The following is a 24535-nucleotide window of genomic DNA, read 5'->3' as shown; positions in this document are numbered from 1 at the left end:
GCCGCAGTGAGGCGCCGAGCGACCGGAGCCGGGGCTGTCCGCCGATGAGCAGCTGCCCGACGCGAGACCGCGGGCCGGGCTCAGAGGCCCTGTGCAGCGCGGAGGCGCTCGATCTGGCGGAGGGCGGGGCCCTGGGCCAGGCGCGGATACGGTTCCGGCCCCATACCGGAGAGGTCGGCGATGCACACTCCGACTCGGGTCACGATCCGGTCGATGACCTCGGGGGGCTCGGTGGCGCCCTCATCGGTGATCGTCATCCTGATGCGGATCGTGTCCTCGGGGAAGCCCGTTCCGTCGAGGTCCTCGTACCGCACGGCCACCGTTCGGCCGTCCTCACCGGCGGAGGGGCAGGCAGCGACGGCCGAGCGCAGCTGGGAGAAGACGGTTTCGGCTCCTGCTGCGGTATGGGACGCGAGGAGGTTCACCTGCGGGGTGCCGGGTTCGTCGGTGTCGAAGGTCTGACTGATCGCGGCCTGGGCGCCGTGCTGGCGGAGCAGGCCCCACATGGTGGAGCAGGGGGTGGACCGTTCCGCCGGCGACAGGGGCCTGAGCTCGTTCGGGTGCACGTCGTGGCTTCCGGATGCCCCTGCGCTGACGCCGGCGGTGTCACCCGGTTGCAGGGCCAGCTCCCGCAGCCGGGCGGTGTCCGGTATCGCGCCGGTGGTGCCCGGCGTCGGCAGTGCGGGGGAAGGAGTCGCAGAAGGCACTGGCTTCGTCGGTGTGCCTGTCGGGGAGCGGTCGGGCTTGGCGGAATGCGGACCGCCCCCTGAACAGGCAGAGATCACAAGACAGCCGACGGCCACCAGTACGACAGAACGGCGATTGAGCATGTGGCCCCCCGGAACAACGTACGCATCACAACGATCCGGCCCGCACTGTAACGGCGCCTTCCCGTACGCCTGACGCTGGGACCGGCGGATACACCACGTCGTGACACTGGAGCCCTCCACCCCGCTGGGCGGCGCCGCGCTGCGGGGCCTCGGCCGTCCTGATGGGCAGGAGCCGACGGAGGTCCAGAAGCGTGCGGGGCGCGTTCCGGAGCGCCACAACTCACGTTCTCAGTACGCACTTTGGGCAGCTGGCCATGGGGGTCGACATACTGCTGATCATGGCTACGTATGACCGCATCGGTACGACCTACAGTGGCACCCGACGGCCGGATCGCCGGATAGCCGCCAGGATCCACGCGGCGCTCGGTGATGCTGCGACGGTGATCAACGTGGGCGCGGGCACCGGCTCGTACGAGCCGCCGCACACGGTGCTGGCGGTCGAACCCAGTGCAGTGATGATCGCCCAGCGTCCGGCCGGCTCCGCGCCGTCCCTGCAGGCGTCCGCGGAGTCGATCCCCCTGGCCGACAACTCGGCGGACGCGGTCATGGCCGTCCTGACCGTGCATCACTGGAGCGGTCTGGAAGCCGGCATCGGGAAACTGCTGCGGATCGCCCGACGGCGCGTCGTCGTCTTCACCTGGGACCAGACCGTCTACCGGAAGTTTTGGCTGTTGGACGAGTACCTGCCGGAGGTGGCCGCGTTCACCGACACCCGGTCCGTCCCCGTCGACCGGCTGGCCGCACTGCCGGGAGGCGCCCCGCATCGAGACCGTCCCGATCCCGCATGACTGCACGGACGGATTCGGCGCCGCGTTCTGGCGTCGGCCCCCGAGGCCCATCTCGATCCGGACGTACGATCCGGCACCTCCATGCTCGCTCAGACCAGCGCGGACGTCCTCCGCCGGGCCTGACCCGACTGTCGCAGGACCTGTCTTCGGGCCTGTGGCACGAGCGCCATGCCGACCTGCTGGGCCGCGGATCACTCGACATCGGCTACCGGCTCCTCATCGCCGACCAGTGAGCGTGCGGGTGGCGCGACGCGCGGTCGCCGGCCGCCTTCGCGGGGTGTCGACGCCGTGTCACCACTGGGCGATGAGCGGCGTGTCCGGGCCGTGCTGCCGCCAGGCTTCGGTGAGACGGACGAGGCGGGCCGGGGCGGCGATGCCGCGCACGGTGGCGATCTTGCCGCCTGCGACGTCGAACGTCACGGCGCCGATGACCTGGTCGCCGACCACGAAGAGGAGGGCGGGGGCACCGTTGACCGCCGCATAGTGGACGGCCGGCGTGCCTCCGGCCAGGCGCCGCTTCGCGGGTGTGGGCTTGAAGCCGGCCCGTACGACGGCGGCGATGCGCTGCGGGGTCTCGAAGCGCAGCAGCTTCGCGGCCAGGCCGCCGGCGCCGTCGGAGATCGCGGTCGCGTCGTCGGTGAGCAGCGCCACCAGCCGTTCGGTGCGGCCCGAGGAGGCGGCGGCGAGGAACTCCTCGACGATCCTGCGGGCGGACGCGCGGTCGACTTCGCCGCCGCCGCGGCGCGCGGCCGTGATGCGGCGCCTGGCTCGGTGGAGGTGCTGCTGGCTCGCGGACTCGGTGATGTCGAGGATCTCGGCGATCTCGGCGTGGCCGTAGGAGAAGGCTTCGCGCAGGACGTAGACGGCCCGCTCGACGGGTGAGAGGCGCTCCATGAGCGTCAGCACGGCCAGGGAGACCGATTCGCGCTGCTCGAAGGTGTCGGCCGGGCCGAGCAACGCATCGCCGTCGAGGAGCGGTTCGGGCAGCCAGGCGCCGGCAGTGCGTTCGCGGCGGGCCTGTGCCGAGCGGAGCCGGTCCAGGCACAGGTTGGTGACGACCTTGGTCAGCCATGCCTCCGGCACGTCGATCCGCTGCCGGTCCGCGGCCTGCCAGTGCAGGAACGCGTCCTGCACCGCGTCTTCGGCGTCGGTGGCGGAGCCCAGGAGCCGGTACGCCAGGGAGGCCAGCCGGGTGCGGCTCGCCTCGAACCGGCTGGTGTCGAAGCGATCAGTGGCGGTGCTGTCCATGCGGCCACCCTAGGACGCCGAATTTCCACAGTGAGGGGGGAGGTTCCTTGCCGGGAGGTGCCGGGAGGTCAGGCCGGCGGGTGCAGGGCCGGCCGTGCGGCCGTTTCGGCGCCGGGCGAGCGGGGGTTCGGGCTCGACGCGGGGCGGCTCCTGCGGATGGCGGACGCAGCAGAAGGTGCTGGTGCGTGCCCTTTCGCGGGAGGGCTGCCGGGACGCGTCGAGTTCGCCGGTCGGGGACGGGGCTACGCGATCGCCTGTTCGGCGGGGGAAGCGTCAGGCGCGGCGGCCGCCAGGCGGTGCTTGCGCTGAGGCAGCCCGAACGTCGGGTGCGAGGTGACCCACAGCGACATCCTGAGGATGCCGGCCTTGATCCGCGCGGCCTTGCGGCCGCCCATGTACTTCGGCTTCGCCTGCCCTTCGTGGTTGATCATCTGCAGGATCCCGTCCCGCCGCCCGAGGCTGATGTGGTTGCCCACGTACTCCAGCTTGGTGTTCCCGATGTCGCAGCCGGTCAGCCGTCCCACGATCGCGTCCGCGGCCTGCCGGCCGGTGTAGCCGGCCGTAGCGCAGGACATGGGCAGCGGCCGGCCGTTGTCGCCGATGACGTAGGCGCTGTCGCCGGCGGCGTAGACGTCCGGGTGCGAGAGCGACCGCATGGTGCGGTCGACGACGATCCGACCCTCCTCGGTGACCTCCAGCCCGCTCACGGCGGCGATGGGGCTGACCGCGAAGCCGGCCGTCCACACGGTCGCGTCGGACGCCAGGACGGTGCCGTCGGCGCACAGCAGCCGCGTCGCTTCGACGGCTTCGACGCTGGTGTGCTCCAGGACGGTGATGCCCAGCCGGTCGCAGCTGTGGCGCAGGTGACCGCGGGCTCCGGCGGAGAGCGGGGCGCCGAGCTCCCCGCGGGCGACCAGCGTGACCGACAGGCCGGGCCGGGATTCGGCGATCTCGGTCGCGGTCTCGATGCCGGTCAGCCCGTCGCCGACGACCAGTACGCTGCCGCGGCCGTCCCGCCGGCTCAGGGTGTCCAGGCGCTCGCGCAGGCGTAGCGCGGAGGGCCGGCCGGCGACGTCGAAGGCGTGCTCGGCCACTCCGGGAACGCCGCGGTCGGCGCCGTGGCTGCCGAGCGCGTAGAGGAGCGTGTCGTAGCCGATCTCGCCGCCTCCGTCGGCGTCGGCCACGGCGACGACCCGGCGCTCGGGGTCGAGGGCGGTGACACGGGCCAGGCGCAGCCGTATCGCCGTGCCCGCGAAGACGTCGGCGAGCCGGGGAGCCTCGATCTCCTGGCCGGCCGCGAGCTGGTGCAGCCGCAGCCGCTGGACGAAGTCCGGCTCGGTGTTGACGACGGTGATCTCGGTGTCCTGCGGAACCAGCCGGCGGGCCAGGGTCCCGGCCACGTGGGCTCCGGCATACCCGGCGCCGAGGACGACGATGCGGTGCTTCATGTCTCGCTCCTGTCGGTTCGCTTGCTTGCGGTGACTTGAGCGGGACAGCACCCCGATTCCTGACAAGAACCGGATGTGATGCGGGTCACAGGACGACAGGGCTGTCAGCAGCCGCCGGAGGAGGCGGGGGCCCCGCCGATGATGAGGGTGGTCGGGGCCGCGCAGCAGCCGCCACCGCTCTGCTCGGCGGGCTCGGGCTGGTCGAAGAGGCCGGCTCCGCCGCACACGCCCGTCTCGGGCAGGGTGAGTTCGACGCGCTCGGCGGCTTCCCGGTCGCCGGCGAGGTGGGCGGCGACGGAGCGGACCTGCTCGTAGCCGGTCATCGCGAGGAAGGTCGGGGCGCGGCCGTAGGACTTCATGCCGACGAGGTAGACGTCCTTCTCCGGGTGGGCGAGCTCGGCTTGGCCGTGGGGGTGGACGGTGCCGCAGGAGTGCTGGTTGGGGTCGATCAGCGGGGCCAGTTCGGTGGGGGCCTGAAGGCGCTCGTCGAGGCCGAGGCGCAGTTCGTTCAGGAAGGTGAGGTCGGGGCGCAGGCCCGTCAGCACGATGAGCTCGTCGACCGGGTCGAGGCGGCGGCCGTCTTCGCCGACGAGGACCAGGCGGCCCGCGGTGTCGCGCTCGATGGCGTCTGTGCGGAAGCCGGTGACCGCGTCGGCGTATCCGTGGTCGACGGCGGCCTTGGCTGCGAGTCCGAGGGCGCCGCGGGCGGGGAGCTGGTCGGCTTCGCCGCCGCCGAAGGTGGAGCCGGAGATGCCGCGGCGCAGGATCCACAGCGCCTTGGTGCCGGCGGCGTCGTCGGACGTGGCGAGGTGGGCGAGGCCGGCGAGGGCGGTGAAGGCGGAGGCACCTGAGCCGATCACCGCGGTGCGCTTGCCGGCGTAGCGGGCGCGGGTGGCAGGGTCCTTGAGGTCCGGGACGCGGTAGGCGATCCGGTCGGCGGCGGCCTTCTCGCCGAGGGCGGGCAGTCCGCTGCCGCCGGCGGGGCCCGGAGTGGACCAGGTGCCGGAGGCGTCGATCACGGCGCGGGCGAAGACGCGCTCCTCGCGGCCGTCGGCGTACTCGATGTGGACGACGAAGGGCTGGGCGTCGCGGTCGGCGTCGACGATGCGGTCGCGGCCGCTGCGGGAGACGCCGGTGACGCGGGCCCGGTAGCGGACGCGGTCGCCGAGGACGTCGGCGAGGGGCTGGAGGTAGAGCTCGGCCCAGTCCCCGCCGGTCGGGTAGGAGGCCGGGTCGGGCTTGACCCAGCCGGTCGGGGCAAGGAGCTTCTCGGCGGCCGGGTCGACGACCTCGCCCCACGTCGAGAACAGGCGCACGTGGGCCCAGTCGCGGGTGGCGGTCCCGGCGTGCGGGCCGGCCTCCAGGACGAGGAAGTCCAGACCGCGGCCTTCCAGGTGCGCGGCGGCTGCCAGGCCGGTGGGCCCGGCCCCGATGACGACGACGGGCAGGTCGGTGATGGCGGGCGCGTTCACGGTCGGCTCCTCTTGTTTCGATGTCTGTCGATGTCTTGTCGCGATCAGCGTGGCACCTGTATCGACAATTGTCAACATAGACACATGTCGAATCAAAGCCCTGGTTCGACATGTGTCAACATAGATGTATGTCGAATACGAAGGTTCTGCCCCTCCTGGAACCCGAGCCCGCAGCGCCCTGCTGCCCGCCGCCGGCCGAGCGACCCATGTCGGCCGACGAGGCAGAGGTCGCGGCCAAGATGTTCAAGGCCCTCGGCGACCCCGTGCGGCTGCGCCTGTTCTCCGCCGTCGCCTCCCATGAGGGCGGGGAGGCGTGCGTGTGCGACATCTCCGACGTCGGCGTCTCCCAGCCCACGGTCTCCCACCACCTGAAGAAGCTCAAGGAGGCGGGCCTGCTGTCCTCCGAGCGGCGCGGGACCTGGGTGTACTACCGGGTCGAGCCGTCCGTGCTCGCCGCGATGGGCGCGCTGCTGGCCGGCGCCGCGAAGGCGGCATGACGGTGGTCGACCTCGCCCCGCTGCTCCCCGAGCACGCCGAGCAGGTCCTTGCCGTCTACCAGTTCGGGATCGACGAGGGCAACGCCACCTTCGAGACCCAGGCCCCGACCTGGGAGGCGTTCGACACCGGCAAGCTGCCCGGGCACCGCTTCGTCGCGCTCGGCCGGGACAAGGCGGTGCTCGGCTGGGTGGCGGCGAGCGCGGTATCGGACCGGTGCGCGTACGCGGGGGTGGTCGAGCACTCCGTCTACGTCCATCCCGACGCCCGCGGACGCGGCGTCGCCCGTCTGCTCCTTGAGGCGCTGATCGCTTCCACGGAGGCGGCCGGGATCTGGACGATCCAGTCCGGCATCTTCCCCGAGAACGCTGCCAGCCTCGCCGTCCACGCGCGGGCCGGCTTCCGGGTCATCGGCACCCGCGAGCGCATCGGCCGGCACCGCGGTGCCTGGCGGGATGTGGTCCTGCTGGAGCGGCGCAGCCCACGCGTGAACTGAGGCCGCGCCGGTGTGCCGCGTCACGCCGCCGGCTGTCCCCGGCCGGTCGTGCCACGCATGAAGATGACCGCCACCAGCGCCAGACCGACCGCGGCACCGATCAGCTGCATCCCGATGAATCCCGCCACGGAGGCGGGAGCGATGCCCGCGAAGGTGTCGGTGAAGGCCCGTCCGATGGTCACGGCGGGGTTGGCGAAGGAGGTGGAGGAGGTGAACCAGTACGCCGCACCGATGTACGAGGCCACCGCCACCGGGGCGAAGCGCAGCCGGTCGGACTTCGCCAGGCCGAAGACCAGCAGGATCAGCCCGGCGGTGGCGACGACCTCGCCGAGCAGGAGGTTGCCGGCCGAGCGGTCGTGGGTGGACCACTTCACCAGTGGCTCACCGAACATCGCGTCCGCCAGGACCGCGCCGCCGATCGCGCCCGCGACCTGGGACGGTACGTAGACGGCGAGCTCGCGGACGTCGACACCGGCGCCGCCGCGGCGGGCGGTCCACCACTCGGCCAACGTGACGGCCGGGTTGAAGTGCGCGCCCGAGACCGGGCCGAGGAGCGCGATCAGCACGCCGAGGCCGAAGACGGTGGCGGTGGAGTTGGCCAGCAGCTGCAAGGCGACGTCGTCGGTGAGCCTGGTGGCCTGGATGCCGGAGCCCACCACGATCGCGACCAGGGCGGCGCTGCCGACCAGCTCGGCGGCGGCGCGGGCGACCAGCGGGGTACGGGGCGCAGTCGCGCCGGGCGCGGGCTGCGGAGCGTCAGCGGGGGCGGTGCCCACGGGCTCGGTGGCGGTCAAGACGGTGGGCTCCTCGGGCAGGTGCGGCACAGCGGAAGGCTTACGGGCAGGACCGCTTGAGGTTCGCATCAGCGGTGGCACGCGCGGTCTGCGCGAGGTCGGCGAACTGACCGGCGAGCGATGCGATGACCTCGGGGCGCAGGCGGTAGTAGGTGAACCTCCCGCACGGCTCCGTGTCCACGACCCCGGCCTCGCGCAGCACCTTCAGGTGGTTGGACAGGTTCGTCTGCTTCGCCCCCGTCTCCTCCACCAGGTGGGTGGTGCACAGCGTCTCCCGGGACAGGAGGGTCACGATCGTGAGCCTGAGCGGGTCGGCCAGCACCCGGATCAGATCAGTGTCGACTGACGTCATCATCCACTGATACTGTCACATCACTGACGGCTGATACCAGACCGCGCCGGTCGACGGCGGGCCACAGCCCGCCTGCCGCGAAGGAAGACCCGATGCCCACCAGCCCGTTCGCCTCCGTCCTGTTCGTCTGCGTCCACAACGCAGGGCGATCCCAGATGGCCGCCGGCTTCCTGCGCCACCTCGCCGGCGACCGCATCGAGGTCCGCTCCGCCGGCTCCGCGCCCGGCCGGCAGATCAACCCCTCCGCCGTCGCCGCCATGGCCGAGCTCGGCATCGACATCTCCGGCCAACGGCCCAAGGTCCTCACCCCCGAAGCGGCCCAGGCATCCGACTACATCATCACCATGGGCTGCGGCGACGCCTGCCCCTTCTTCCCCGGCAAGACCTACCTCGACTGGCAACTCGAAGACCCCGCCGGCCAGGACGTCGAAGCCGTCCGCCCCATCCGCGACCACATCAAGGGCCTCGTCGAGGACCTGATCGCGGAAATCGACGCCCAGCACACGGCATGAGCCGAGGCAGCGCAGCGAGACCACCCCCACCTCACATGCGTTGACGGTCTCAAGGCCACCGCCATGCATGGCGAAGATGCTGCCGCCGACCTTGTCGACGGGTCTGTTGGGCCCGTACGGCTCCTCCTCCGTCACCTCCGGCAGCGCGAGGGCGAGCTCCGCGATGTCCTCGGGAGTCATGGTGATGTCCTTCGTCCGGCCGGCTTCCCGGGGCCGCGGTCAGCGGTAGTCGTCGGGGTGGGGTGCCTGTCCGGTGCGCATGTACTCCTGGAAGTAGCGGACGGGGTCGGGGGCCGAGCCGTCGGCGTCGGTGAAGCCGTACTGCTTGGCCAGGGTGCCGACGGACAGGGAGCCGCCCGTGAAGCGGGCCACGTCCGGGTCGGTGGCGAGTGCGGTGACGGCGCGGGCGGTGAAGAGCGGGGTCTCGGAGATGGCGAACGTGGGGTCCACCTCGCAGCCCTCGCGCCAGTTGTCCGCAGGCCGCTGTCGAGGTCGCAGTCCCACATCTTCTTGCCGCGCTCGACAAGGTGCTCCGCGCCCCAGACGGCGTTGACGAGGATGTCCAGCCGGCCTCGTTCCCGGTCGATGCGTTCGGCCAGCGCCTGCACCTGCTCCGCCCGGAGGTGGTCGACCACGGCGGGGATGCCCTCGCCGCCGGCGGCGGTGACCAGCTCGGCGGTGTCCTCGACGGTCTCGGCGCTTCGGCCCGATCCGCCGCCCCTACTGCGGGTGGTACGGCCGGTCACGTAGACGGTGGCCCCGGCCCGGCCGAGCTCGACGGCGATCGCCCGCGCCCCGCCGCGGCTCGCCCCGGTGACCAGCGCCGCCTTCCCCGCTCGGCGTGTGTCGATCCCGTCCGGATCCGCGGCCACTGCGGCCTGCGTCACCCGTTCTCGCCCGCTGCGCTGATGCAGAAGGGCTGGCCGGAGGGGTCGAGCAGCACGGTCCAGTGCTCGCCGCCGGGCTGGTGGGCGGGCTTGGTGGCACCGAGGCCGAGAAGGCGCTGCTCGGCGGCTTCGACGTCGCTGAAAGTGAGGTCGAGGTGGAAGACGAGCTCGTCCGCGGGCCAGTCCGGGGCCTTGAAGGACTCGGCGGTGTAGAAGACGTACGCGGTGGTGCCACTGCCATCGCCGATCATGGCCGCGGTGTCACCGAAGGTCGGGGTGACCTGCCAGCCCAGGGCGGCGGCGTAGAAGTCGGCGAGCGCCTTGCCGTCGTGCCCCCAGAAGGCCGCGCACTTCACCGCGCCCGTGGCGGTGCTGTCGTCGTTCTGCGTCACGGCGGTCACCAGGTCTGCTTCTGGGTGACGGCGATGACGTAGCCGTTCGGGTCCGTGAAGTAGAACAGCTTCTGGCCCTGGTGCTCCATCACGTCCTTCTGGACGGTGACCAGGGGGCGGATGCGCTCGACGTAGGTGTCGAAGTCGTCCACGGCCAGGTAGAACATCCCGAACGCGCCCACCGGGGTGTCCTCCAGGACCGGCAGCCAGCCGCGCAGGTGCTCGTCCCGGTAGACCATCAGCGCGAACTCGCCGTCGAAGAGCAGGATGCGCAGGTCGTCGTCGGGATCGCTGCCGGCCGGCAGGGCGGTGAAGCCGAGCTTCTCGTAGAAGTCGACGGTCGCCTGGGTGTCGGGGACTCCCAGGCAGGGAGAGATGGCAGGGGGCTTCATCAGGGATCACTCCTCGAAGAGGGGAGGGATGCGAACAGAACGGCCGGAGCTCCTCAGGGGGCACACGGCCCGCCTGGAGAGGGCGAATCGGGTCGCGGGGCGGAGGATCGCACCATCCGCCCACGGCCCGGGCATCGGCGCGGCCGAGGCGCGCTCACGTGCCGGCAGCCCTTCTGACATCCTGCGGGCCATGACCTACTGGGACCCGATACCGACCACGCGCGCGCTGGTGGGCGAGCCCCATCCCCTGTGGCAGGGCGACTCGGTGAGGCACGACTGGTCCGGGCCTGCGCCCGACGGGTGGCAGGAGCGGGACTGGCGGAACGTCCCGGGCCCCTTCTACACGGCCAACACCGACAACTGCTTCACCGGGCGGCAGTGCGCGCCCCGCCACGTCGCGTACGAGGACGAGTACTGCACCGAGTTCGTCTACCGTCAGCCGGTCCGGGCGATCGGCGTCCACGAGCTGACCTGCGCCGCGGAGTGCGATCCGTTCGGGGCGTACGGCGGGGACGGTGACTCCCACTGGACCCCGGAGCTGGTCCGGGACTGGTGGCGGGAGCGTGGCAGGGCCCGGGAGTGGGCCGTGCGCGTGGGATACGGCGCGTGGGCGACGTCCGAGCGCGAGGCCTACCGTGACGTCGCGGCCGGCGCGCGGGCGTACCTCGCCCACCTGAACCAAGGTCTCGGGGAGTACCTGCGCGACTACGTGTTCTGGCTGGCCGAAGGCCGCCCAGCCTCCCCGGGGGAGGCGCTGCCGCAGTTGGGCGCATAGGCGCACACCGCCCGCAGCGCAGCGGACACCATCGAACCCTGCCCCCCTGCCGTCCCGGCTAGGACTTGTCCGGGTGATCTTGCAGGGCGCGTGCGATGAGGTCGTGGATCAGGAACTCCCCGGGCACACGGTTCTCTTTGAGCTGGTCGAGGTCGCCGGGACCGAACCATCCGCAGGCGGAGTGCTTGGACCATTCCAGAGCGGGATGGTCCAGGTCGCCGTCGACCTCGACGAGATAGTCGGCCTCGTGACGGAGTCCGGCGCCGTCGTCTCCGGTCCAGGTGCTGGTGCCGAGGAAACGCCGCACGCGGCGAAGGCGCCAGCCGGTCTCTTCCTCGACCTCCCTGGCGAGGGCCTCGAGCAGGGTCTCCCCGGCCTCGACGTGGCCTCCGACGATGTCCCAGGTGTCGGGGAAGAGCCGGCGATGGGCGCTTCGCCTCTGGGCGAAGGCCTGGCCGTTGTGGTTGAGGATGACGGCCCCGACGGTCCAGACCGCGCCAGGGGCGGGCAGGGGCAGCTCGACGTCGTGGTCCACGCTGAACGACCGGGGGTGTGCGGGCATGGTGGACAGAGTAGGGCGGGTGTTCTCCTGGTGTGGTGCGTTTGCGCAGGTCAAGGCGGCCCTCTGCCCTTGCCGTCTGCCACCAGGCCCTGGTAGTCGCCGAGGAAGTAGCCCCCCGCGAACGGCGCCTGCAGCCAGTCGGAGATCCGCGAGATCCGTCGTTCGGTCCGTAGCTTCGGGTCTCCGTGTCGCAGCGTGGTCAGTTGGTGGGCGGTGGGCAGGGTGGTGGTGTTGCCGGGCTCGAGGTGGCGCAGGTCGTAGTAGGTGAGCGCGACCGTGCCCCGCTCGGTGACCGCGATCGACGGTGAGAAGGCCGGAACGCCCTCGGGGCTGATCAGCTCCGGGGTCCCCCAGGTGCGTCCGCCGTCGGTGGAGCGCACCAGCTGGACGGAGTCGTACCTGCCGCAGGAGAAGTCCGCGCCCTCGTAGGCCATGTACAGCGTGCCCGTTTCGGGGTCGATGGCCGGGCCCGGCAGGGTGGCCGCCGCGCGCAGGGGTTTGGTGGGGTCGTTCGGGTCGACCTCCGGTACGGAGGTGTCCCGGGCCACGGTGACCGGGGCGCTCCAGGTCCCTCCGGCGTCGGTCGAGGTGACCACCTCGTAGCGGGCTTCGGCGACGGTGCTCAGGTCGTCGGAGCAGGTGATCCGGTCGAAGAAGTCGTACAGGGTGCCGGTGTGCCGGTCGGCGAGATCGGGTGGCCGATGGTCTGGGTGTTGGGCACGTTGCTGGTGCCGACGAACGGCCGGGCCTCGCTCCAGGTGCGGCCGCCGTCGCGGGTGAGGGAGATGTAGCCGGGACCGTCGAGGGAGCCGGGGCCGGGCGGGTCGTTGTCGAGGCGGTTCCAGACCTGGTAGGCGGTGCCCTTGCGGATCGGGTCGGCGGTGAGTGAGGGCTTGTCGTTGAAGAACGGCTGCTCGTCGACGTGCGTGGTGGTGAGGTTCTGCCACGTGCGGCCGCCGTCGCGGGACGTGACTGCCAGGAGGGCGCTGCGCGTGCTCTTTCCGCTGGCCCGGCCACAAGCGCCAGCGGGGCCATGGTGCACTGCACCGCGCTTGGCTGCTCAGGACGGAGGGCCGGCTCCCCTGCCCCCGACGCAAACCAGCCGGATCGCGGAGACAGACCCTGCCATGGGCGCCGATTCCGTCTCCGAGCACACCGGCAACGGCTACCGTGGCCGTACGACCTGCATGGAGGAGCCGTGAGCGCGCAGCCCGAGGAAGCCCCCGCCCCGCCGGCCCCGGCTGCCGCCGCGCAGCTGCTCGCCCAGCTGCGCGGCGACCGCCGCGCCGGCACCTGGGTGGCCGCCTTCGAGCGGGACTGGGCCAAGGCCCTGGAGGACTCCCGCCACAGCTACAGCCTCACCCCGCTGCACGACGTCGTACGCGGCTGGCAGCTGCGCATCGCCGCGGCCCCGGCCGTCGACGCGTACATGGACTCCGGCCGTGACGAGACCGGCTTCGTGGACCTGGACGACGTCCTCGGAGTGCGCCGGTGACGGAGCTGCCGTGGGCGGTGCTCCTGTCACCGGAGGCCGCGAAAGTGCTCTCCGCTGTCCCCGAGCACGCGAAGGAGATGGTCCGCGACATCCTGGACATCGCGGTGCGCTCGCCGTGGGGCTGGCCCCAGTGGAACACCGGAGATCCGGAAGGCGAGGACGTCCGCGCCGGGTCGGTCGGGCAGCTTTCCGTCGTCTACGTGATCAACCGGCTCACCCGGCACCTGTCGATCCTGGACGTCGTCTGGCTCGGGTAGCCAACCGCCCCACAACCCCGCGTCCTCGCGGGGGAGGTGGGCTTCGAGGCGATGCCGGCGCGCGGCCCGGTACGTCGCGGCGCTCTTGCAAGGCCGCTCAGCCCCGGACGATGCAGAAGGGATGTCCGGCCGGATCGGTGAGGACCCGCCACCTGTCCTCCTGCGGCTGGTGGTCCGGCTTGGCGGCGCCCAACTCCAGCAAGCGGGCCTCCGCCTCGTCCAGGTCCACGACGTCGAAGCACAGGTGGAGCTGCTGCGGAACGGCCTGATCGGGCCAGCTCGGCCCCTTGTGGCCGGCGACCCGTTGGAAGCCGATGAGGAGTCCGTCCTCACGGACGAGCGCGGCAAAGTCGGCGTCCGACTTCGCGTGCGGTTCAAGGCCGGTGGCCTGCTGATAGAACGCGGCCAGAGCCAGCGGGTCAGGGCAGTCAAGCGTTATCGCGCTCAACTTCATCTGCGAGGGCATGACATCTCCGGGCTGATCAACGGACTGTACCGACGGACACCCAAGGATCGCGGTCAGCACGGGGGATGAGCACCCCGTCCCGAGAACGTCCTGACGGAGCACCGTCGGCCCGGTCCCTTCGAGACGGCCTAGGGTCGGCCCATGAGCACGGCAAACGACGACCGCATCGCCCTCGACCTCCTCGACGCCCACCTGGAGGACTTGTGGCGGGCAGCCCTCGAGCTCGAGCGGGGAAACCGGGCCGTCGTCCCGGAGGCGCCGCGCGAGCCGGCCGGGACCCGCGCGGGTGGTGCGGAGACGGAACTCCTGCGGTGGGGGTACGGGCAGCTGGTCGGCATCCCGCGCTCGCCGGCCGACGTGTTCGCCCGAAGCGTCGGCAGCACCCTCACGGAGCTGCGGCGGCGCCGCAGCCCCTGGAACGCGGCGGCCCTGCGCCTGCTGGACGACCCGTACGTCTTCCTCGCCACCGGTCCGCGCCTGCACGAGGACTGGGCCGAGGACGTGCTCGCCCTGATGCACCGGGAGGTCCCGGACCCGCGCGGCTGGCTGCGGTTCGACGCCGACCGCACCAACGACACCCGCCGCACCGTGCCGGCGTACCCCTTCGAGCCGCCACCCGCCGCCGGGTTCCGGGACCTCCTGCACGAGCTGGAGCCGGCGGGGGCCGTCACCGCGCTCGCCGTCATGGCGGAGGAGTGGGGCGACGGCCGGCCCGTGCGGAACCGGCCGGAGCGCGACGCCTTGCTGGCCGACGCACGGCTCCTGCTGGACCGCTACGGCCCGGACGCCCGGTTCTGGACGAACGCCCTGGACGCGGCCTCGGATCCCGCCCGGGATTTCGTCCGGGCCGGCCTCGAGGGGACGAGGGTCCACAGGTTCCTCACCGGCGAGTACCTCAACGGCCTCGACCTGTTCGACGAGCTGGGCCTCATCGCCGTGTCCGGCGCCGAGGTCGGGGTCTTCTGGTCCATCGGCGCGTACTGACACCGGCTTCCCGGCTCCCCGGGTACGCGGGGCCGCTCGGGGGGCGTCCGGCGGAACACGCACCGAGCCCGCGCGGGCCGAGGCGAGGGGCGTCCAGTGCCCTCATCGGTGTTGACCGTCCCCGGCAGGCAGTGCTGGAGTCGGCACATGGACAGCATCCCCGCCAACCGGCGGCTCTGGAACCGGATCAGCAGCGCCTACCAGCACCGGCACGACCCGCGCATCGGCGCCGCACCCCGGCTGTGGGGCATGTACTCCATCCCCGACGCGCACCTGAACGCCCTGGGCGACGTCACCGGCAAGCGCGTCCTCGAACTCGGCTGCGGCGCCGGCCAGTGGTCCAGGGCGCTCGCCGCCGAGGGCGCCACCGTGGTCGGGCTCGACCTGTCCGAAGCCCAACTCGCCGCGGCGGCCCGTACGATGGGAGCGGCCCGCTACCCGCTGGTGCAAGGCGCCGCCGAACGGCTCCCCTTCGCCGCCGACAGCTTCGACCTGGTGTTCTGCGACTTCGGTGGGCTCAGCTGGGCACCCCCGCACCTGGCCGTCCCGGAGGCCGCACGCGTTGTGAGCCGAGGCGGACGCCTGGTGTTCAACGTCGCCAGCCCATGGTTCGAAGCGTGCTACGACGAAGCCGCCGGCCGCGTGACCACGACGTTGCAGCAGGACTACTTCGGGCTGGACACCATCGCCGAAGACGGCGGCGCGACCAGCTACCAGCTCACCTACGGCGACTGGGTCAGGGTCCTGCGCGGCGCGGGTCTCGTCATCGACGACCTCATCGAGCCGCGGCCCGAACCCGGAAGAACCAACGGCTACAACGAGACCGACCCGCCCGACTGGGCACACCGCTGGCCGGCGGAACTGCTCTGGGTGACCCACAAACCGTGAGTTCCGCCGCGCCAGACGGGCAGGCATCCCCTACGGGTTCGTTCCCAGGACGGTCATCCGCCGGATCGACGACAGTCGAACGGCCAGAGGCGAAGCTCTGTACCGCTGAGGCCGGGCGGGCGGCTGTCGTATTACCGCTCGGATTCCCCGGCGCCGCAGGCTTCACCGACCGGCATACTGGGCGCCATCCACGATTCGGCCGGAAGCAGATGGCGTGAAATCCGACATAGTTCGCATGAGTGCAAGCCTCGCTGTTGCCACCGCGACGGCGCTCGTCCCGTCGTCTTGCGGGGCGGGCAAGCCCGTCGTCGTTCCGGAGGCGGTCACTCATGCCGAATTGGTCGGCCGCTGGGACGGGGAGCAGAAATGCGGAGCGCCGGTCCTTCGACTGCGTGACGATTACACCTTCTCCGGCAAAGACTTTCCGGTCGAGTGGGACGGCCCGGGGCCGGACTCTCAGGTGACACGCCGTTCGTCCGACGGGGAATGGCATGGGGTCAACAAGGACCCTGGCCTGCCGCCCTATCTGGTACTTGCTTTCGACCATCACAACGACATCCGAATTCTGCATTTCTACACGGAGAACGGCGAATTGCGGATGGACGGGACCGTCTACGCGGGCGGTGGGGACCCCTATGCCTACCGATGTCACTACCGACGGAGTTCCGTCGACCCTGAGGCGCAGAACTCCTGACCGCTCCGGAGTGGGCACTCAGCGCTGGGTTGCCGAGCGCGCTTTCGCCCATCCGGCCCGTCTACGGCCAGAAGCTTCGTGACCGAGGTGCCGTCACGACCTCGTTCGGCCAGGTCCGCCGGACCAGCTCGTACCGGTCGCGCAGGTCTTCGATCCAGCCGTGGCCCACATCCAGCCAGACGCGGACCGACGAGACGGACTCGTCGTCCTGCACGGTGACGATGGGAACGGGTACCGAGAACTGCCGGTCGAATTCGATCTGGATCCCACCGGTCCGGAGCCAGCGGATGCCCCGGCCGACGGCGAGCTCGTCGAGGACGGTGGACCAGTCGTTCAGATCTTCCGGCGACAGGCACAGGTCAAGGCGCCCGTTGGCGAAGGCACTTGAAACGACGATCTCGGCGTCGAGGTAGTCGTTGTACGGTGTCTCCCCGGGTCGGTGACGGCCCAGTACGCGCACCTGGACACTGTTGTCCCCGGCGACCATGTGGATCAAGTCCGCCCCACCGCCCGCAACCATCCGCCCTCCCGCAACCCAAGACGATCACCGTCATCATGCAGGATCCGCAGACAGCCCGGCCGCCGCGCCGCAGGACGGCCTCTGGCCCGGTCCGGGGCCGCCCGAGCGGGCGGGGAGCGCGGAGGCGGCCCGTCCGTCCGGCGGTGCTCGTGGCCCGGCGGCCCAAGAGGAGGGGGAACCGTCCGTGGGAGCGCGGACCGCCCGGCTAGACGCCGGAGAGCCATCCCGCATCGGCATCCGAGACGTCCCGTGCACGCTGCGCCCGTTCCTCGATCAGCCGGCGGAAGCCCGCCACGGCGTACCGCTCACCGGTGGCCGTGTGGCGCCCGCGGATGCCCGCGACGTCGGCCATGCACTGCTGGGGCTGCGGCTGCCATCCCACGACCAGGACGCGCAGGCTCAGGCTCTCCGCCCGCCGGTGCAGGGCCAGGAGGTGGAGCAGGCCGTCCACGTCCATGGACTCCGCGTGGTGCAGGTCGACCATGAGGTCCCGTTCGCCGACGGTGACGCCGTCCAGCGCCTGTCGGAGCGCCGGACCCGCGCTGTCGTCGAGGGTCCCGGTGACGCTGACCAGGACCGTGCCGTGACGCTGGATGCTCGTGGTGATCAATGCGCTCTCCTTCCGCCCGGGGCGTCGGAGCCCGCGGGGCTCCCCATCCTGACGCGGCGTTCCCCCGGACGGCTGCGCGGCTCGCGGGGCCTTCGGCGTCAACCTGGCCGAGCCCGCCGAGTGGCGGCGCATCGCCGGGTTCTCGTGCTCGGTGCCCGCCCGGCCGCGACAACACCCACCGCCGTGTCCGGCAAGTGCGCACGGTGTCCGGCTCCTCTCCGGGTCGTCGTGTCGTGACCATGACGCCCCGGTCCGTCACCGGGCGAGTGCGGGAGGGGGCGAGCGGCGGACGGGGTTGCCGTTGGGGCCGCCGGTGAGCCAGGAGCCGTCGCCCAGGGGCACCAGTTCGTACGGGTTGGTCACCCCGGGGGCGATCTCACCGCGGGGCCGGCCCGTGCGCACGTCGACCAGGTGGTAGCGGAACCACTCCTCCTCGTCCTCACCCTCGCCGCCCAGGGTGACGACGGCCAGGTCCGCGGTCAGGTAGCCGCCGCTCCACTCCACGAACGCCTCCTCCGGGTCGTACCCGAAGGCTTCGACGGGCAGGGTGAAGAGCACCTCCCCGCTCGGGTGGCGGTGGAAGGCGACGTCCGCCTGTTCGTGGTCGACGGTCATGAACTGCTGTCCGTCCGGGGCCAGGCCGATCAGGCAGCGGTCCGGCCACGGATAGGTGACGAACTCCGGCTCGCCGCCGGCCCCGGCTGCGGCTCTCAGAATGATCGCCCCGTCCTGGCCCTCACCGATGTCGAGGTAGATGCTGCCGTCGACGGGGTGCACGTGGTGGCGGGCACCGTGCCCAGCCGTGTCCAGCTCCCGGCGGACCAGGACCGCTCCGCTGTCGGCGTCGTGCACGACCCACTGGTCTGCGTCCCCGCGTCCCGCCATCGCGTCCGGCCGGTAGACCCACACGGTCCGGCCGTCCGGGGACAGGGCACAGCCGGGCCGGTGACCGTGGCGCCGGTCCGAGTGCGGCTCGAAGTCCGACGCCCACACCGGGTCGCCGGCGCGCGTGAGACAGACGACGCCGTTCAGCGTCGTGTACACGACTCGCTCCAGATCCGGCCGAACCGCCGACTCCACGGGCTCGTCGCCGGGCCGCGGGTGGAACACGGCGGCGGGCTCCAGCTCACCGAGGGCGCGGGAGTCCGTCACGTACGCATGGATCGCCCCGTCGCGGTGGCGCGTGATCACGTTCGAAGGCCGTACGGGAAGCATGCCCCGAGGCTAACGCCCAGGGCCTCGCGGGCCGGGGCGGGGGCGGCGTAAGGTGATCGAACTGCCGCTCGGTCGACCACCGCACGAGGGCGCCGGGCCCCGGGGCCCGCGTCCCCGCGCGCACGGATCCTGGTCACCGCGGCTCGGATCGTGTGACGGAGGCGCAGGTGCTGATTACTGTCGAGGACGTGGAAGCGGCGGCCGAGCGGATCGCCGGGCATGTCCTACGGACCCCGACGGTGCCGAGCCCCGGGCTGTCCGCGCTCCTGGGCACGCCGGTCACCGCGAAGCTGGAGCTGCTCCAGCGCACCGGCTCCTTCAAGGCACGCGGCGCGACGGCGAAGCTGCTCACGCTCAGCGAAGCCGAACGGGCCGCCGGGGTGGTGGCGGTGAGCGGCGGCAACCACGGTATCGCCGTCGCGGTCATGGCCGGTGTGCTGGGCGCCCCGGCGACCGTCGTCATGCCACGCTCCGCGCCCGGCCGCGCCGTGGAGGTTGCCGAGGCCGCCGGGGCGAACGTCATCCTCGCCGACTCCATGGACGGCGCGTTCGGCATGGTCGAGGAACTCCGGGTGAAGGGGCTCACCTTGGTCCACCCCTTCGACGACCCCGTCGTCATCGCCGCCCAGGGCACCGTCGGCCTGGAGTTCGCGGAGGACGCCGGCGAGCTGACCGACGTACTCGTCAGCATCGGCGGCGGGGGGCTGATCGCCGGAGTCGCCACGGCGCTGCACGCGCGCCGTCCGGGTGTACGGATCTGGGGCGTGGAGACCGAAGGGGCGCGAGCGATGTCGGCGGCCCTGGCCTCTGGTGGGCCGCTGCCGGTCGAACTGTCCTCGATCGTCTCGACACTGAGCGCCCCCAGCGTCTCGCAGCTCACCTACGAGCACGTCTCGGCGCTGGTCGCCGATGTGCTCACGGTGACCGATGCGGAGGCCGTGCAGGGCACCCTCGACCTGGCCGAGCACGCGAAGCTCTGGGCTGAGCCCGCCGCCGGCTGTCTGCTGCCGGCGGCGCGCCAGGTGCTGGAACACGTCGGCGAGGGCGCCCGGCTCGGCCTGGTGGTCTGCGGAGGCAACGCCACGACGGCCGACGTGACCGCCTGGGCCGCCCGCTTCGGCCTGCGCTGATCCGGCAGGCCCGATGAGGCGATGCCGCGCGAAGAGGGGCCTAGCCGGGGAAGGAGAAGTAGAGGGCGTCGCTGTAGAAGGACGCGAAGTGCGTCTGCCAGTCGGCTCGGACCGATGCCAGCCAGTCGTCGTTCTCGCCGGCGATCGCCGCCTGGGCCCGGGCGACGGCGTCGGGGATGTCGTCGGACACCAGGCGCCGCACGCTCGCCACCGGATCGTCGTCCGAGAGCGAGACGATCTCCCCGGTCTCCAGGAGGAAGTACTTCGCCCGCTGCTTCTCCAGGTGGGCCGTGGTCCTGGCGACGCAGTCGGCGAACTCGGTGTCGTCCTCCAGTCCCTTGCCGACCGCGCGCAGCAGATCGCACAGCAGGGCCGCACCGGCGGCGTAGTCCGCGCCGATGCCGATCGGAGGGTTCCAGATCATCGACGGGACGATGGTCGTCCCGTGCCCCACCATGAGCTTGTGCGCGAGCGGGATGTCCCATCCGTGCTCCGATATGCACCGGATGGGCTTGGGGATGTCTTCCTCGTTCGGAAGCGAGTCCGCAGCATAGAGATAGGAACGATTCGCCATGGCGGCGACCCTAACACCGGGGGCCGACAACGCCCGTTGCCGCCTGACCCCGCCCGCCGTCAGCCGCCCCGGCCGCGCAGGCCGTCGAGTTCGGCGGCCGTTTCACCCTGACCCGGTGGCTGACGCCGCTCCTGTCGGCCGACGCGGACGGCACCGCGGGGGTTCGGCCTGCGGGGCGAGCTCCGGCGCGGGCCGGTGTGGCGCCACCCCGCCGGCCGGCCCGCCGGCGCGGCTGAAAAGCGCTGTTGAGACGCAGTTCACAGCGGGGGGCGGAGCGGCGGTGGGATTTCGTGCGTCTTGCAGCCGCGCGACAGAATTGCTTCTTCCCTTTACGCAGCCTGCCCTGAACGTCCAGGAGTTCCGATGCCGACCACCTCCCTCCAGGACCGTGCACCTACCGGCTCCGACGCGCTGTGGGAGCGCGCAGAGCCGCTGGCGAGAGCTCAGGCGCTGATCAGACGGACCGGTTCGGGGACGGGCGGCACGGTGGTCATACGGGGGGCCAGCGGGACGGGACGCACGGCCCTCCTCCACGCGATCGCCCGGAGCACGGAGTGCCAGGGGACCGCCGTGCTCCGCGCACGGTGCTCCGTCGAGGAGACGGACGTCGACTTCGGCGCCGTGCTGCAGCTGTTCGACGGCGTCCCGCACACGCCGGCGGCCGGACCACTGGCCGTGGACGGGGAGTGCTGGGGCGGTTCACTGCACGGCGACGACCTGCCGTCCCGGCTGTGGAGCACGCTCCAGGCGCAGGCCGCAGCGGGACCGGTCCTGCTCGCCGTGGACGACGTCCACCTGGCGGACGCGGTGTCGCGCAGGTGGCTCGCCCAGGTGACCCGGCGTCTGGACAGGCTCCCGGTCGTCCTGGCGGTGACGGAACGGTGGCAGTACGACCTGGTCCGGCCGGGGCCCGCGTTCACCGACGTCTCCTGCCGGCCGTCGGACGAGATCTGCCTGCTGGCCCCGCTCGGCCCGGCGGCCGCCGCCCTCCTCGTACGCTCCGTCCTCGGTGACGGGGTGCCGCGCACCCTCGTGGAGGACTGCGTCCGGGCCGGTGGCGGCAACCCGATGCTGCTGCACGCGCTCCTGGCGGACCTGCGGGAGATCACCGCCGGGGGCGCGCTCCCGGGGCGGTTGCCCGGCAGCTGCGCCGACCTCCATCCCGGCGCGTACACCGGCGCGGTGCTCCGCTGGCTGGACGGCGCCGGTCCCGAGACGGCGGACGCCGTCCGCACCTTCGCCGAGCTCCAGGACGAGGAGGACGCCCTGGGGCTGCTCGTCGCCGCCTCCGACGTCGATCCCTCCCGGGTGCGCGGCTGGACCGGCGAGCTCACCCGCCAGGGTCTGCTGCGGCAGGACCGGCAGGACGGTCCGCCCGTCTTCGCCCACCCCCTGCTGCGCGAGGCCGTGGGCGACTCGTGGGACCGGCATCGGCGCGCGGACGTGCACCGGCGCGCGGCCGAGCTGCTGCACCACCGGGGCGATCCCGAGGAGGCGGTGGTGCGCCACCTGCTGTCCATCCCCGCGGTGGGCACTCCCTGGGCCGCCGATGCGCTGGTCGGCGCCGCCGCGAAGGCCGTCCGCGGCGGGCGGACCCAGGAGGCGGTCGCGTACCTGCGCCGGGCGCTCCAGGAGCCGCTGACCGTCGTCCGGCGCAGTGAGGCGCTCATCGAGCTGGGCTGCCTGGAGGTCCGGGACGAGCGCGCGTCCGGTGTGCGCCATCTGGCGGAGGCGCTGCGTCTGCAGCGCAACGCCCACGGCAGGGTGCGGGCCGCCACCGCGCTCGGTACGGCCCTGGTGGCCCGGGGCGAGGTCCACACCGCCCTCGACGTACTGGCCGAGCTGGCGGAGGGTTTCGCCGACTCGACCGACCTGGCGCACGCGGTCCAGGCCGCGACCGCCCTGATCTCCTCGCACGACGGGCACAGCTGGCTGCGGGTGGTGGCGGAGCTGCGCCGCGCCGACGAGCAGGCTCCCGACGGGATCGCCCCGACCGCCAAGGCCCTGCTCACCGAGCACGGCGCGACTGCGGGCCGGCTCTCCGCCGCCGAGGTGATGGAACGGGTCCGCTCGCTGACGCGGACTCCCCTGGACCCCTTGCTCGAACCGTACCTCTACGCGTCGGCCGCCACGCTGGCCCAGTGGGCGGACGAACTGGCGGAGGCGGACCGGCTGGTGGCGCGGGGCCTGGCCACCCACCGGACGCCCCAGGTGCTGCACCCCGGCCACCAGAGCCTGCTCAGCGTCGCGGCGGAGAGCAAGGTGATGCGCGGCCGGTACGGTGCGCTGCTGGCCGACACCTCGCTGTGGGAGGTCCTGCCGGGCAACCCGGCCGCGCCCGGCACGGACAGCGCCCATCTGCGCGCCCAGGCGATCATCGCCCTGACCGAGACCGGGCGGCTCGCCGAAGCGCGCCGCCTCGCCTACGCCGTCATGGCAGGCGGCGCGCACGGCTCGTGGGAGTGGAACGAGTTCCTGTACGCGCGGGGCCTGCTGCACATGGCGTCGGAGGAGTACGACGCCGCTCTCGCCGATCTCCTGGAGTGCGGAAGGCGCCAGTCCGCCCGCGAGGTGGAGAGCCCGATCGTCACCCCGTGGCGGTCCGGCGCCGCCGACTGCCACGTGGCTCTGGGCTCGCCGGAACTCGCCGTTCCGCTCGCCCGGGAAGAGCTGCGGCTGGCCCGCGTCTGGGGCACGCCCCGTGCCGTGGGCAGGGCGCTGCGCGCCTTGGGCGCGGCGCTGGGCGGCCGCTACGGTCTGGAGCTGGCGGAGGAGGCGGTGGAGTTGCTGCGCGGCCATCCGGAGCCGCTGCCCGAGCTGGTGCCGGCCCTGTTGTCGCTGGGGCAGGCCCTGCAGCACTCCGGGCAGAGCCGGCGGGCCCGGGCCGTGCTGCGCGAGGCCACCGAGCGGGCCGAGCGGACGGGCGCGGTCCGGCTGCACGTGGTCGCACGGGAGGCCCTGCGCGACTGCGGGGCCCGCCCGCAGCGGGCGCGGCACACGGGGGCCACGGCACTCACCTCCAGTGAGCTCCGGATCGCGCAGCTGGCCGCCGCGGGCCACAGCAACATCGAGATCGCCGAGATGCTGCACCTCGCGGTGCGTACGGTGGAGACGCACCTGACGCACTGCTACCGCAAGCTCGGCATCCGCCGCGGGGACCTGGCCGCGGCCCTCGGGGACACGGGCCGACCGGGTTAGCGCCGTCAGTCGGCGCACCGGCGGCGCAGCTCGTCGAGGTGCTCCAGCCCGTTCAGGACGACGTCCGTGTCGCCGACGAAGTCGATCAGGCAGGCGATCTCGTCGACTCCTGCCGCCCGGAGCCCGCGTACGAAGGTCTCGGCGTCCTCCACCGTGCCGAACAGTCCGCTGGTCTCGAAGTAGCGGTTGAAGGACTGTTCCACGAGGAAGTCGACGTCCTCGGGGCGGAGGTCGCCGTCCTGCGTGCCGGCACCGGTGGCGGTGCGCTCGGACAGGCGTATGGAGCTGCGCAGGTAGTCGCTGAACGGCTTGTGCACGACGTCGCGCACGGTGTCGCGGTCGGTTCCCACGAACGTGTGGAGCATCAGCACGACGTGGCCGCCCCGCGGGGCGGGAGCGTCCCCGGGGCCGTCGTGCGCCGGGGTGAAGCAGCGCCGGTACTCGGCGATGCCGACGGCGAGTTCGTCGAGGGACTGGCCGAGGAGGTGCGTCAGGACGCCCACGCCCATCCGGCCCGCGGCGCGGAAGGTCTCCACGCTGCCGGACGTGGTGAGCCAGACCGGCAGGTCCGGCTGTACCGGGGCGGGATGGGTCCGCACCCGTACCGGCTCGCCCGCACCGTCGACGAGGTCGATCTCCTCGCGCCGCCAGAGCCGGCGCACGGTGTCGACGGTGTCGGCGCAGACCTGCTTGCGGTCTGCGTAGTTCTCGGGGCGGAGGGCGAAGTCACCGCTGTGCCAGCCGGAGGCGAAGGAGACGCCCACCCGGCCGTGGGACAGGTTGTCGACGACCGCCCACTCCTCGGCGATGCGGACCGGTGAGTGCAGGGGGGCGACCACGCTGCCGGCCCGGACGGCGATGTGCTCGGTTATTGCCGCCACGGCGGCGCCCGTCAGGGCCGGGTTGGGGTATCCGCCGCCGAAGGGGTGGAAGTGCCGCTCGGGCGTCCACACCGCGGTGAAGCCGTGGGTGTCGGCGAAGCGGGCTCCTTCCATGAGCAGCCGGTAGCGGTCCTTCTCGTCCTGGGACTCGTCGGCGAAGTAGAAGAGGCTGAAATCCAC

29 protein-coding genes and 1 pseudogene are annotated in these 24535 nt (G+C 72.3%); 12 read left to right on the top strand and 18 right to left on the bottom strand.

Annotation, left to right across the window (positions count from 1 at the left end):
- Positions 1-80: 80 nt before the first annotated feature.
- Complete coding sequence (locus ACZ501_RS27310) at positions 81-707, bottom strand: hypothetical protein (RefSeq protein WP_468798957.1); 627 nt, start codon at positions 705-707, stop codon at positions 81-83.
- A gap of 401 nt (positions 708-1108) precedes the next feature.
- Here ACZ501_RS27310 and ACZ501_RS27305 point away from each other — a divergent pair, with 401 nt between their 5' ends.
- Positions 1109-1618, top strand: a complete 510-nt coding sequence (locus tag ACZ501_RS27305; protein WP_468798955.1) for a class I SAM-dependent methyltransferase — start codon at positions 1109-1111, stop codon at positions 1616-1618.
- 291 nt (positions 1619-1909) lie between these two features.
- Here ACZ501_RS27305 and ACZ501_RS27300 read toward each other — a convergent pair whose 3' ends face one another.
- The 3 genes from ACZ501_RS27300 to ACZ501_RS27290 form a co-directional block, all read right to left on the bottom strand.
- Positions 1910-2866, bottom strand: a complete 957-nt coding sequence (locus tag ACZ501_RS27300) for a sigma-70 family RNA polymerase sigma factor (RefSeq protein ID WP_468798953.1) — start codon at positions 2864-2866, stop codon at positions 1910-1912.
- Between the two features lie 242 nt (positions 2867-3108).
- On the bottom strand, positions 3109-4314 hold the full coding sequence (locus ACZ501_RS27295) for an NAD(P)/FAD-dependent oxidoreductase (protein WP_468798951.1): 1206 nt from the start codon (positions 4312-4314) through the stop codon (positions 3109-3111).
- 104 nt (positions 4315-4418) lie between these two features.
- Positions 4419-5786 (bottom strand): FAD-dependent oxidoreductase, encoded by a 1368-nt coding sequence (locus ACZ501_RS27290; protein WP_468798949.1) that lies wholly within the window; start codon positions 5784-5786, stop codon positions 4419-4421.
- Positions 5787-5914: 128 nt separating this feature from the next.
- Between ACZ501_RS27290 and ACZ501_RS27285 the strand changes: the two genes are divergently transcribed.
- Both ACZ501_RS27285 and ACZ501_RS27280 read left to right on the top strand, forming a co-directional pair.
- Positions 5915-6283 (top strand): ArsR/SmtB family transcription factor, encoded by a 369-nt coding sequence (locus ACZ501_RS27285; RefSeq protein ID WP_468798947.1) that lies wholly within the window; start codon positions 5915-5917, stop codon positions 6281-6283.
- Complete coding sequence (locus ACZ501_RS27280) at positions 6280-6777, top strand: GNAT family N-acetyltransferase (RefSeq protein WP_468798945.1); 498 nt, start codon at positions 6280-6282, stop codon at positions 6775-6777. The genes ACZ501_RS27285 and ACZ501_RS27280 overlap by 4 nt, the downstream gene beginning before the upstream one ends.
- A 20-nt stretch (positions 6778-6797) precedes the next feature.
- On the opposite strand, the gene ACZ501_RS27275 is transcribed toward ACZ501_RS27280, so the two are convergent.
- Both ACZ501_RS27275 and ACZ501_RS27270 read right to left on the bottom strand, forming a co-directional pair.
- Positions 6798-7571, bottom strand: a complete 774-nt coding sequence (locus ACZ501_RS27275; protein WP_361596031.1) for an aquaporin — start codon at positions 7569-7571, stop codon at positions 6798-6800.
- Positions 7572-7611: 40 nt separating this feature from the next.
- Positions 7612-7926: an ArsR/SmtB family transcription factor gene (locus tag ACZ501_RS27270; protein WP_361596034.1), complete on the bottom strand. Its 315-nt coding sequence runs from the start codon at positions 7924-7926 to the stop codon at positions 7612-7614.
- Positions 7927-8015: 89 nt separating this feature from the next.
- Here ACZ501_RS27270 and ACZ501_RS27265 point away from each other — a divergent pair, with 89 nt between their 5' ends.
- The gene (locus ACZ501_RS27265; protein ID WP_361596037.1) at positions 8016-8435 is read left to right on the top strand and encodes an arsenate reductase ArsC; all 420 of its coding nucleotides are present in this window, start codon (positions 8016-8018) and stop codon (positions 8433-8435) included.
- Positions 8436-8654: 219 nt separating this feature from the next.
- Here ACZ501_RS27265 and ACZ501_RS27260 read toward each other — a convergent pair.
- The 3 genes and pseudogenes from ACZ501_RS27260 to ACZ501_RS27250 form a co-directional block, all read right to left on the bottom strand.
- Positions 8655-9286: pseudogene (locus tag ACZ501_RS27260) on the bottom strand (SDR family NAD(P)-dependent oxidoreductase).
- Between the two features lie 32 nt (positions 9287-9318).
- A complete protein-coding gene (locus ACZ501_RS27255; RefSeq protein WP_468798943.1) occupies positions 9319-9723 on the bottom strand; it encodes a VOC family protein in 405 nt (134 codons plus the stop codon).
- A complete protein-coding gene (locus tag ACZ501_RS27250) occupies positions 9720-10106 on the bottom strand; it encodes a VOC family protein (RefSeq protein WP_468798941.1) in 387 nt (128 codons plus the stop codon). Before ACZ501_RS27250 ends, ACZ501_RS27255 begins: the two co-directional genes overlap by 4 nt.
- A gap of 190 nt (positions 10107-10296) precedes the next feature.
- On the opposite strand from ACZ501_RS27250, the gene ACZ501_RS27245 reads away from it, so the two are divergent.
- Entirely contained in the window at positions 10297-10881 is a 585-nt protein-coding gene (locus ACZ501_RS27245) for a ferredoxin (RefSeq protein ID WP_361596043.1), read from the top strand.
- A 58-nt stretch (positions 10882-10939) separates the two neighbouring features.
- Here the strand turns inward: ACZ501_RS27245 and ACZ501_RS27240 are convergent, their stop codons facing one another.
- Genes ACZ501_RS27240 through ACZ501_RS27230 form a run of 3 tightly spaced genes read right to left on the bottom strand, consistent with a single transcriptional unit; the run spans position 10940 to position 12485 of the window.
- Positions 10940-11443 carry an NUDIX hydrolase gene (locus ACZ501_RS27240; protein WP_468798939.1) on the bottom strand — a complete coding sequence of 168 codons (504 nt, stop codon included), beginning with the start codon at positions 11441-11443 and terminating at the stop codon, positions 10940-10942.
- A 50-nt stretch (positions 11444-11493) separates the two neighbouring features.
- Positions 11494-12039, bottom strand: a complete 546-nt coding sequence (locus ACZ501_RS27235; RefSeq protein WP_468798937.1) for a sialidase family protein — start codon at positions 12037-12039, stop codon at positions 11494-11496.
- A gap of 26 nt (positions 12040-12065) precedes the next feature.
- Positions 12066-12485 (bottom strand): hypothetical protein, encoded by a 420-nt coding sequence (locus ACZ501_RS27230; RefSeq protein WP_468798935.1) that lies wholly within the window; start codon positions 12483-12485, stop codon positions 12066-12068.
- 156 nt (positions 12486-12641) lie between these two features.
- Here ACZ501_RS27230 and ACZ501_RS27225 point away from each other — a divergent pair, with 156 nt between their 5' ends.
- Entirely contained in the window at positions 12642-12938 is a 297-nt protein-coding gene (locus ACZ501_RS27225; protein ID WP_468798933.1) for a DUF6247 family protein, read from the top strand.
- Positions 12935-13195: a hypothetical protein gene (locus ACZ501_RS27220; RefSeq protein WP_468798931.1), complete on the top strand. Its 261-nt coding sequence runs from the start codon at positions 12935-12937 to the stop codon at positions 13193-13195. The genes ACZ501_RS27225 and ACZ501_RS27220 overlap by 4 nt, the downstream gene beginning before the upstream one ends.
- 97 nt (positions 13196-13292) lie before the next feature.
- Here ACZ501_RS27220 and ACZ501_RS27215 read toward each other — a convergent pair whose 3' ends face one another.
- A complete protein-coding gene (locus ACZ501_RS27215) occupies positions 13293-13661 on the bottom strand; it encodes a VOC family protein (RefSeq protein WP_468798929.1) in 369 nt (122 codons plus the stop codon).
- A 141-nt stretch (positions 13662-13802) separates the two neighbouring features.
- Here ACZ501_RS27215 and ACZ501_RS27210 point away from each other — a divergent pair, with 141 nt between their 5' ends.
- The 3 genes from ACZ501_RS27210 (at position 13803) to ACZ501_RS27200 (ending at position 16227) form a co-directional block, all read left to right on the top strand.
- Positions 13803-14645, top strand: a complete 843-nt coding sequence (locus ACZ501_RS27210; protein ID WP_468798927.1) for a hypothetical protein — start codon at positions 13803-13805, stop codon at positions 14643-14645.
- Between the two features lie 147 nt (positions 14646-14792).
- Entirely contained in the window at positions 14793-15533 is a 741-nt protein-coding gene (locus ACZ501_RS27205) for a class I SAM-dependent methyltransferase (RefSeq protein ID WP_468798925.1), read from the top strand.
- Between the two features lie 235 nt (positions 15534-15768).
- Positions 15769-16227, top strand: a complete 459-nt coding sequence (locus tag ACZ501_RS27200) for a hypothetical protein (protein WP_362458988.1) — start codon at positions 15769-15771, stop codon at positions 16225-16227.
- A 61-nt stretch (positions 16228-16288) separates the two neighbouring features.
- On the opposite strand, the gene ACZ501_RS27195 is transcribed toward ACZ501_RS27200, so the two are convergent.
- The 3 genes from ACZ501_RS27195 to ACZ501_RS27185 form a co-directional block, all read right to left on the bottom strand.
- Positions 16289-16714 (bottom strand): DUF5959 family protein, encoded by a 426-nt coding sequence (locus tag ACZ501_RS27195; protein ID WP_468799222.1) that lies wholly within the window; start codon positions 16712-16714, stop codon positions 16289-16291.
- Positions 16715-16952: 238 nt separating this feature from the next.
- Positions 16953-17357, bottom strand: a complete 405-nt coding sequence (locus tag ACZ501_RS27190) for an STAS domain-containing protein (RefSeq protein WP_361596073.1) — start codon at positions 17355-17357, stop codon at positions 16953-16955.
- A 255-nt stretch (positions 17358-17612) separates the two neighbouring features.
- Positions 17613-18572 carry a hypothetical protein gene (locus ACZ501_RS27185; protein ID WP_468798923.1) on the bottom strand — a complete coding sequence of 320 codons (960 nt, stop codon included), beginning with the start codon at positions 18570-18572 and terminating at the stop codon, positions 17613-17615.
- A 170-nt stretch (positions 18573-18742) separates the two neighbouring features.
- Between ACZ501_RS27185 and ACZ501_RS27180 the strand changes: the two genes are divergently transcribed.
- A complete protein-coding gene (locus ACZ501_RS27180) occupies positions 18743-19702 on the top strand; it encodes a threonine/serine dehydratase (RefSeq protein WP_468799220.1) in 960 nt (319 codons plus the stop codon).
- 40 nt (positions 19703-19742) lie between these two features.
- Here the strand turns inward: ACZ501_RS27180 and ACZ501_RS27175 are convergent, their stop codons facing one another.
- On the bottom strand, positions 19743-20276 hold the full coding sequence (locus ACZ501_RS27175; protein WP_361596079.1) for a DUF7822 domain-containing protein: 534 nt from the start codon (positions 20274-20276) through the stop codon (positions 19743-19745).
- Positions 20277-20639: 363 nt separating this feature from the next.
- On the opposite strand from ACZ501_RS27175, the gene ACZ501_RS27170 reads away from it, so the two are divergent.
- A complete protein-coding gene (locus ACZ501_RS27170; RefSeq protein ID WP_468798922.1) occupies positions 20640-23474 on the top strand; it encodes an AAA family ATPase in 2835 nt (944 codons plus the stop codon).
- A gap of 5 nt (positions 23475-23479) precedes the next feature.
- Here ACZ501_RS27170 and ACZ501_RS27165 read toward each other — a convergent pair whose 3' ends face one another.
- Positions 23480-24535 (bottom strand): MupA/Atu3671 family FMN-dependent luciferase-like monooxygenase, encoded by a 1056-nt coding sequence (locus ACZ501_RS27165; RefSeq protein ID WP_468798921.1) that lies wholly within the window; start codon positions 24533-24535, stop codon positions 23480-23482.

The organism is Streptomyces sp. NPDC034085 (genome assembly GCF_055575555.1).
The sequence above is the reverse complement of the archived record's forward strand: the minus strand, read 5'-3'. Positions and strand labels throughout refer to the sequence as shown.

What these genes read in the sequence shown, in the direction of transcription:
- ACZ501_RS27195 (WP_468799222.1), bottom strand. Translation starts at nt 16,714, where the DNA reads ATGGTCGCCGGGGACAACAGTGTCCAGGTGCGCGTACTGGGCCGTCAC.
- ACZ501_RS27270 (WP_361596034.1), bottom strand. Translation starts at nt 7,926, where the DNA reads ATGATGACGTCAGTCGACACTGATCTGATCCGGGTGCTGGCCGACCCG.
- ACZ501_RS27205 (WP_468798925.1), top strand. Translation starts at nt 14,793, where the DNA reads ATGGACAGCATCCCCGCCAACCGGCGGCTCTGGAACCGGATCAGCAGC.
- ACZ501_RS27200 (WP_362458988.1), top strand. Translation starts at nt 15,769, where the DNA reads ATGAGTGCAAGCCTCGCTGTTGCCACCGCGACGGCGCTCGTCCCGTCG.
- ACZ501_RS27280 (WP_468798945.1), top strand. Translation starts at nt 6,280, where the DNA reads ATGACGGTGGTCGACCTCGCCCCGCTGCTCCCCGAGCACGCCGAGCAG.
- ACZ501_RS27265 (WP_361596037.1), top strand. Translation starts at nt 8,016, where the DNA reads ATGCCCACCAGCCCGTTCGCCTCCGTCCTGTTCGTCTGCGTCCACAAC.
- ACZ501_RS27175 (WP_361596079.1), bottom strand. Translation starts at nt 20,276, where the DNA reads ATGGCGAATCGTTCCTATCTCTATGCTGCGGACTCGCTTCCGAACGAG.
- ACZ501_RS27210 (WP_468798927.1), top strand. Translation starts at nt 13,803, where the DNA reads ATGAGCACGGCAAACGACGACCGCATCGCCCTCGACCTCCTCGACGCC.
- ACZ501_RS27285 (WP_468798947.1), top strand. Translation starts at nt 5,915, where the DNA reads ATGTCGAATACGAAGGTTCTGCCCCTCCTGGAACCCGAGCCCGCAGCG.
- ACZ501_RS27170 (WP_468798922.1), top strand. Translation starts at nt 20,640, where the DNA reads ATGCCGACCACCTCCCTCCAGGACCGTGCACCTACCGGCTCCGACGCG.
- ACZ501_RS27240 (WP_468798939.1), bottom strand. Translation starts at nt 11,443, where the DNA reads ATGCCCGCACACCCCCGGTCGTTCAGCGTGGACCACGACGTCGAGCTG.
- ACZ501_RS27250 (WP_468798941.1), bottom strand. Translation starts at nt 10,106, where the DNA reads ATGAAGCCCCCTGCCATCTCTCCCTGCCTGGGAGTCCCCGACACCCAG.
- ACZ501_RS27300 (WP_468798953.1), bottom strand. Translation starts at nt 2,866, where the DNA reads ATGGACAGCACCGCCACTGATCGCTTCGACACCAGCCGGTTCGAGGCG.
- ACZ501_RS27245 (WP_361596043.1), top strand. Translation starts at nt 10,297, where the DNA reads ATGACCTACTGGGACCCGATACCGACCACGCGCGCGCTGGTGGGCGAG.
- ACZ501_RS27215 (WP_468798929.1), bottom strand. Translation starts at nt 13,661, where the DNA reads ATGCCCTCGCAGATGAAGTTGAGCGCGATAACGCTTGACTGCCCTGAC.
- ACZ501_RS27305 (WP_468798955.1), top strand. Translation starts at nt 1,109, where the DNA reads ATGGCTACGTATGACCGCATCGGTACGACCTACAGTGGCACCCGACGG.
- ACZ501_RS27185 (WP_468798923.1), bottom strand. Translation starts at nt 18,572, where the DNA reads ATGCTTCCCGTACGGCCTTCGAACGTGATCACGCGCCACCGCGACGGG.
- ACZ501_RS27295 (WP_468798951.1), bottom strand. Translation starts at nt 4,314, where the DNA reads ATGAAGCACCGCATCGTCGTCCTCGGCGCCGGGTATGCCGGAGCCCAC.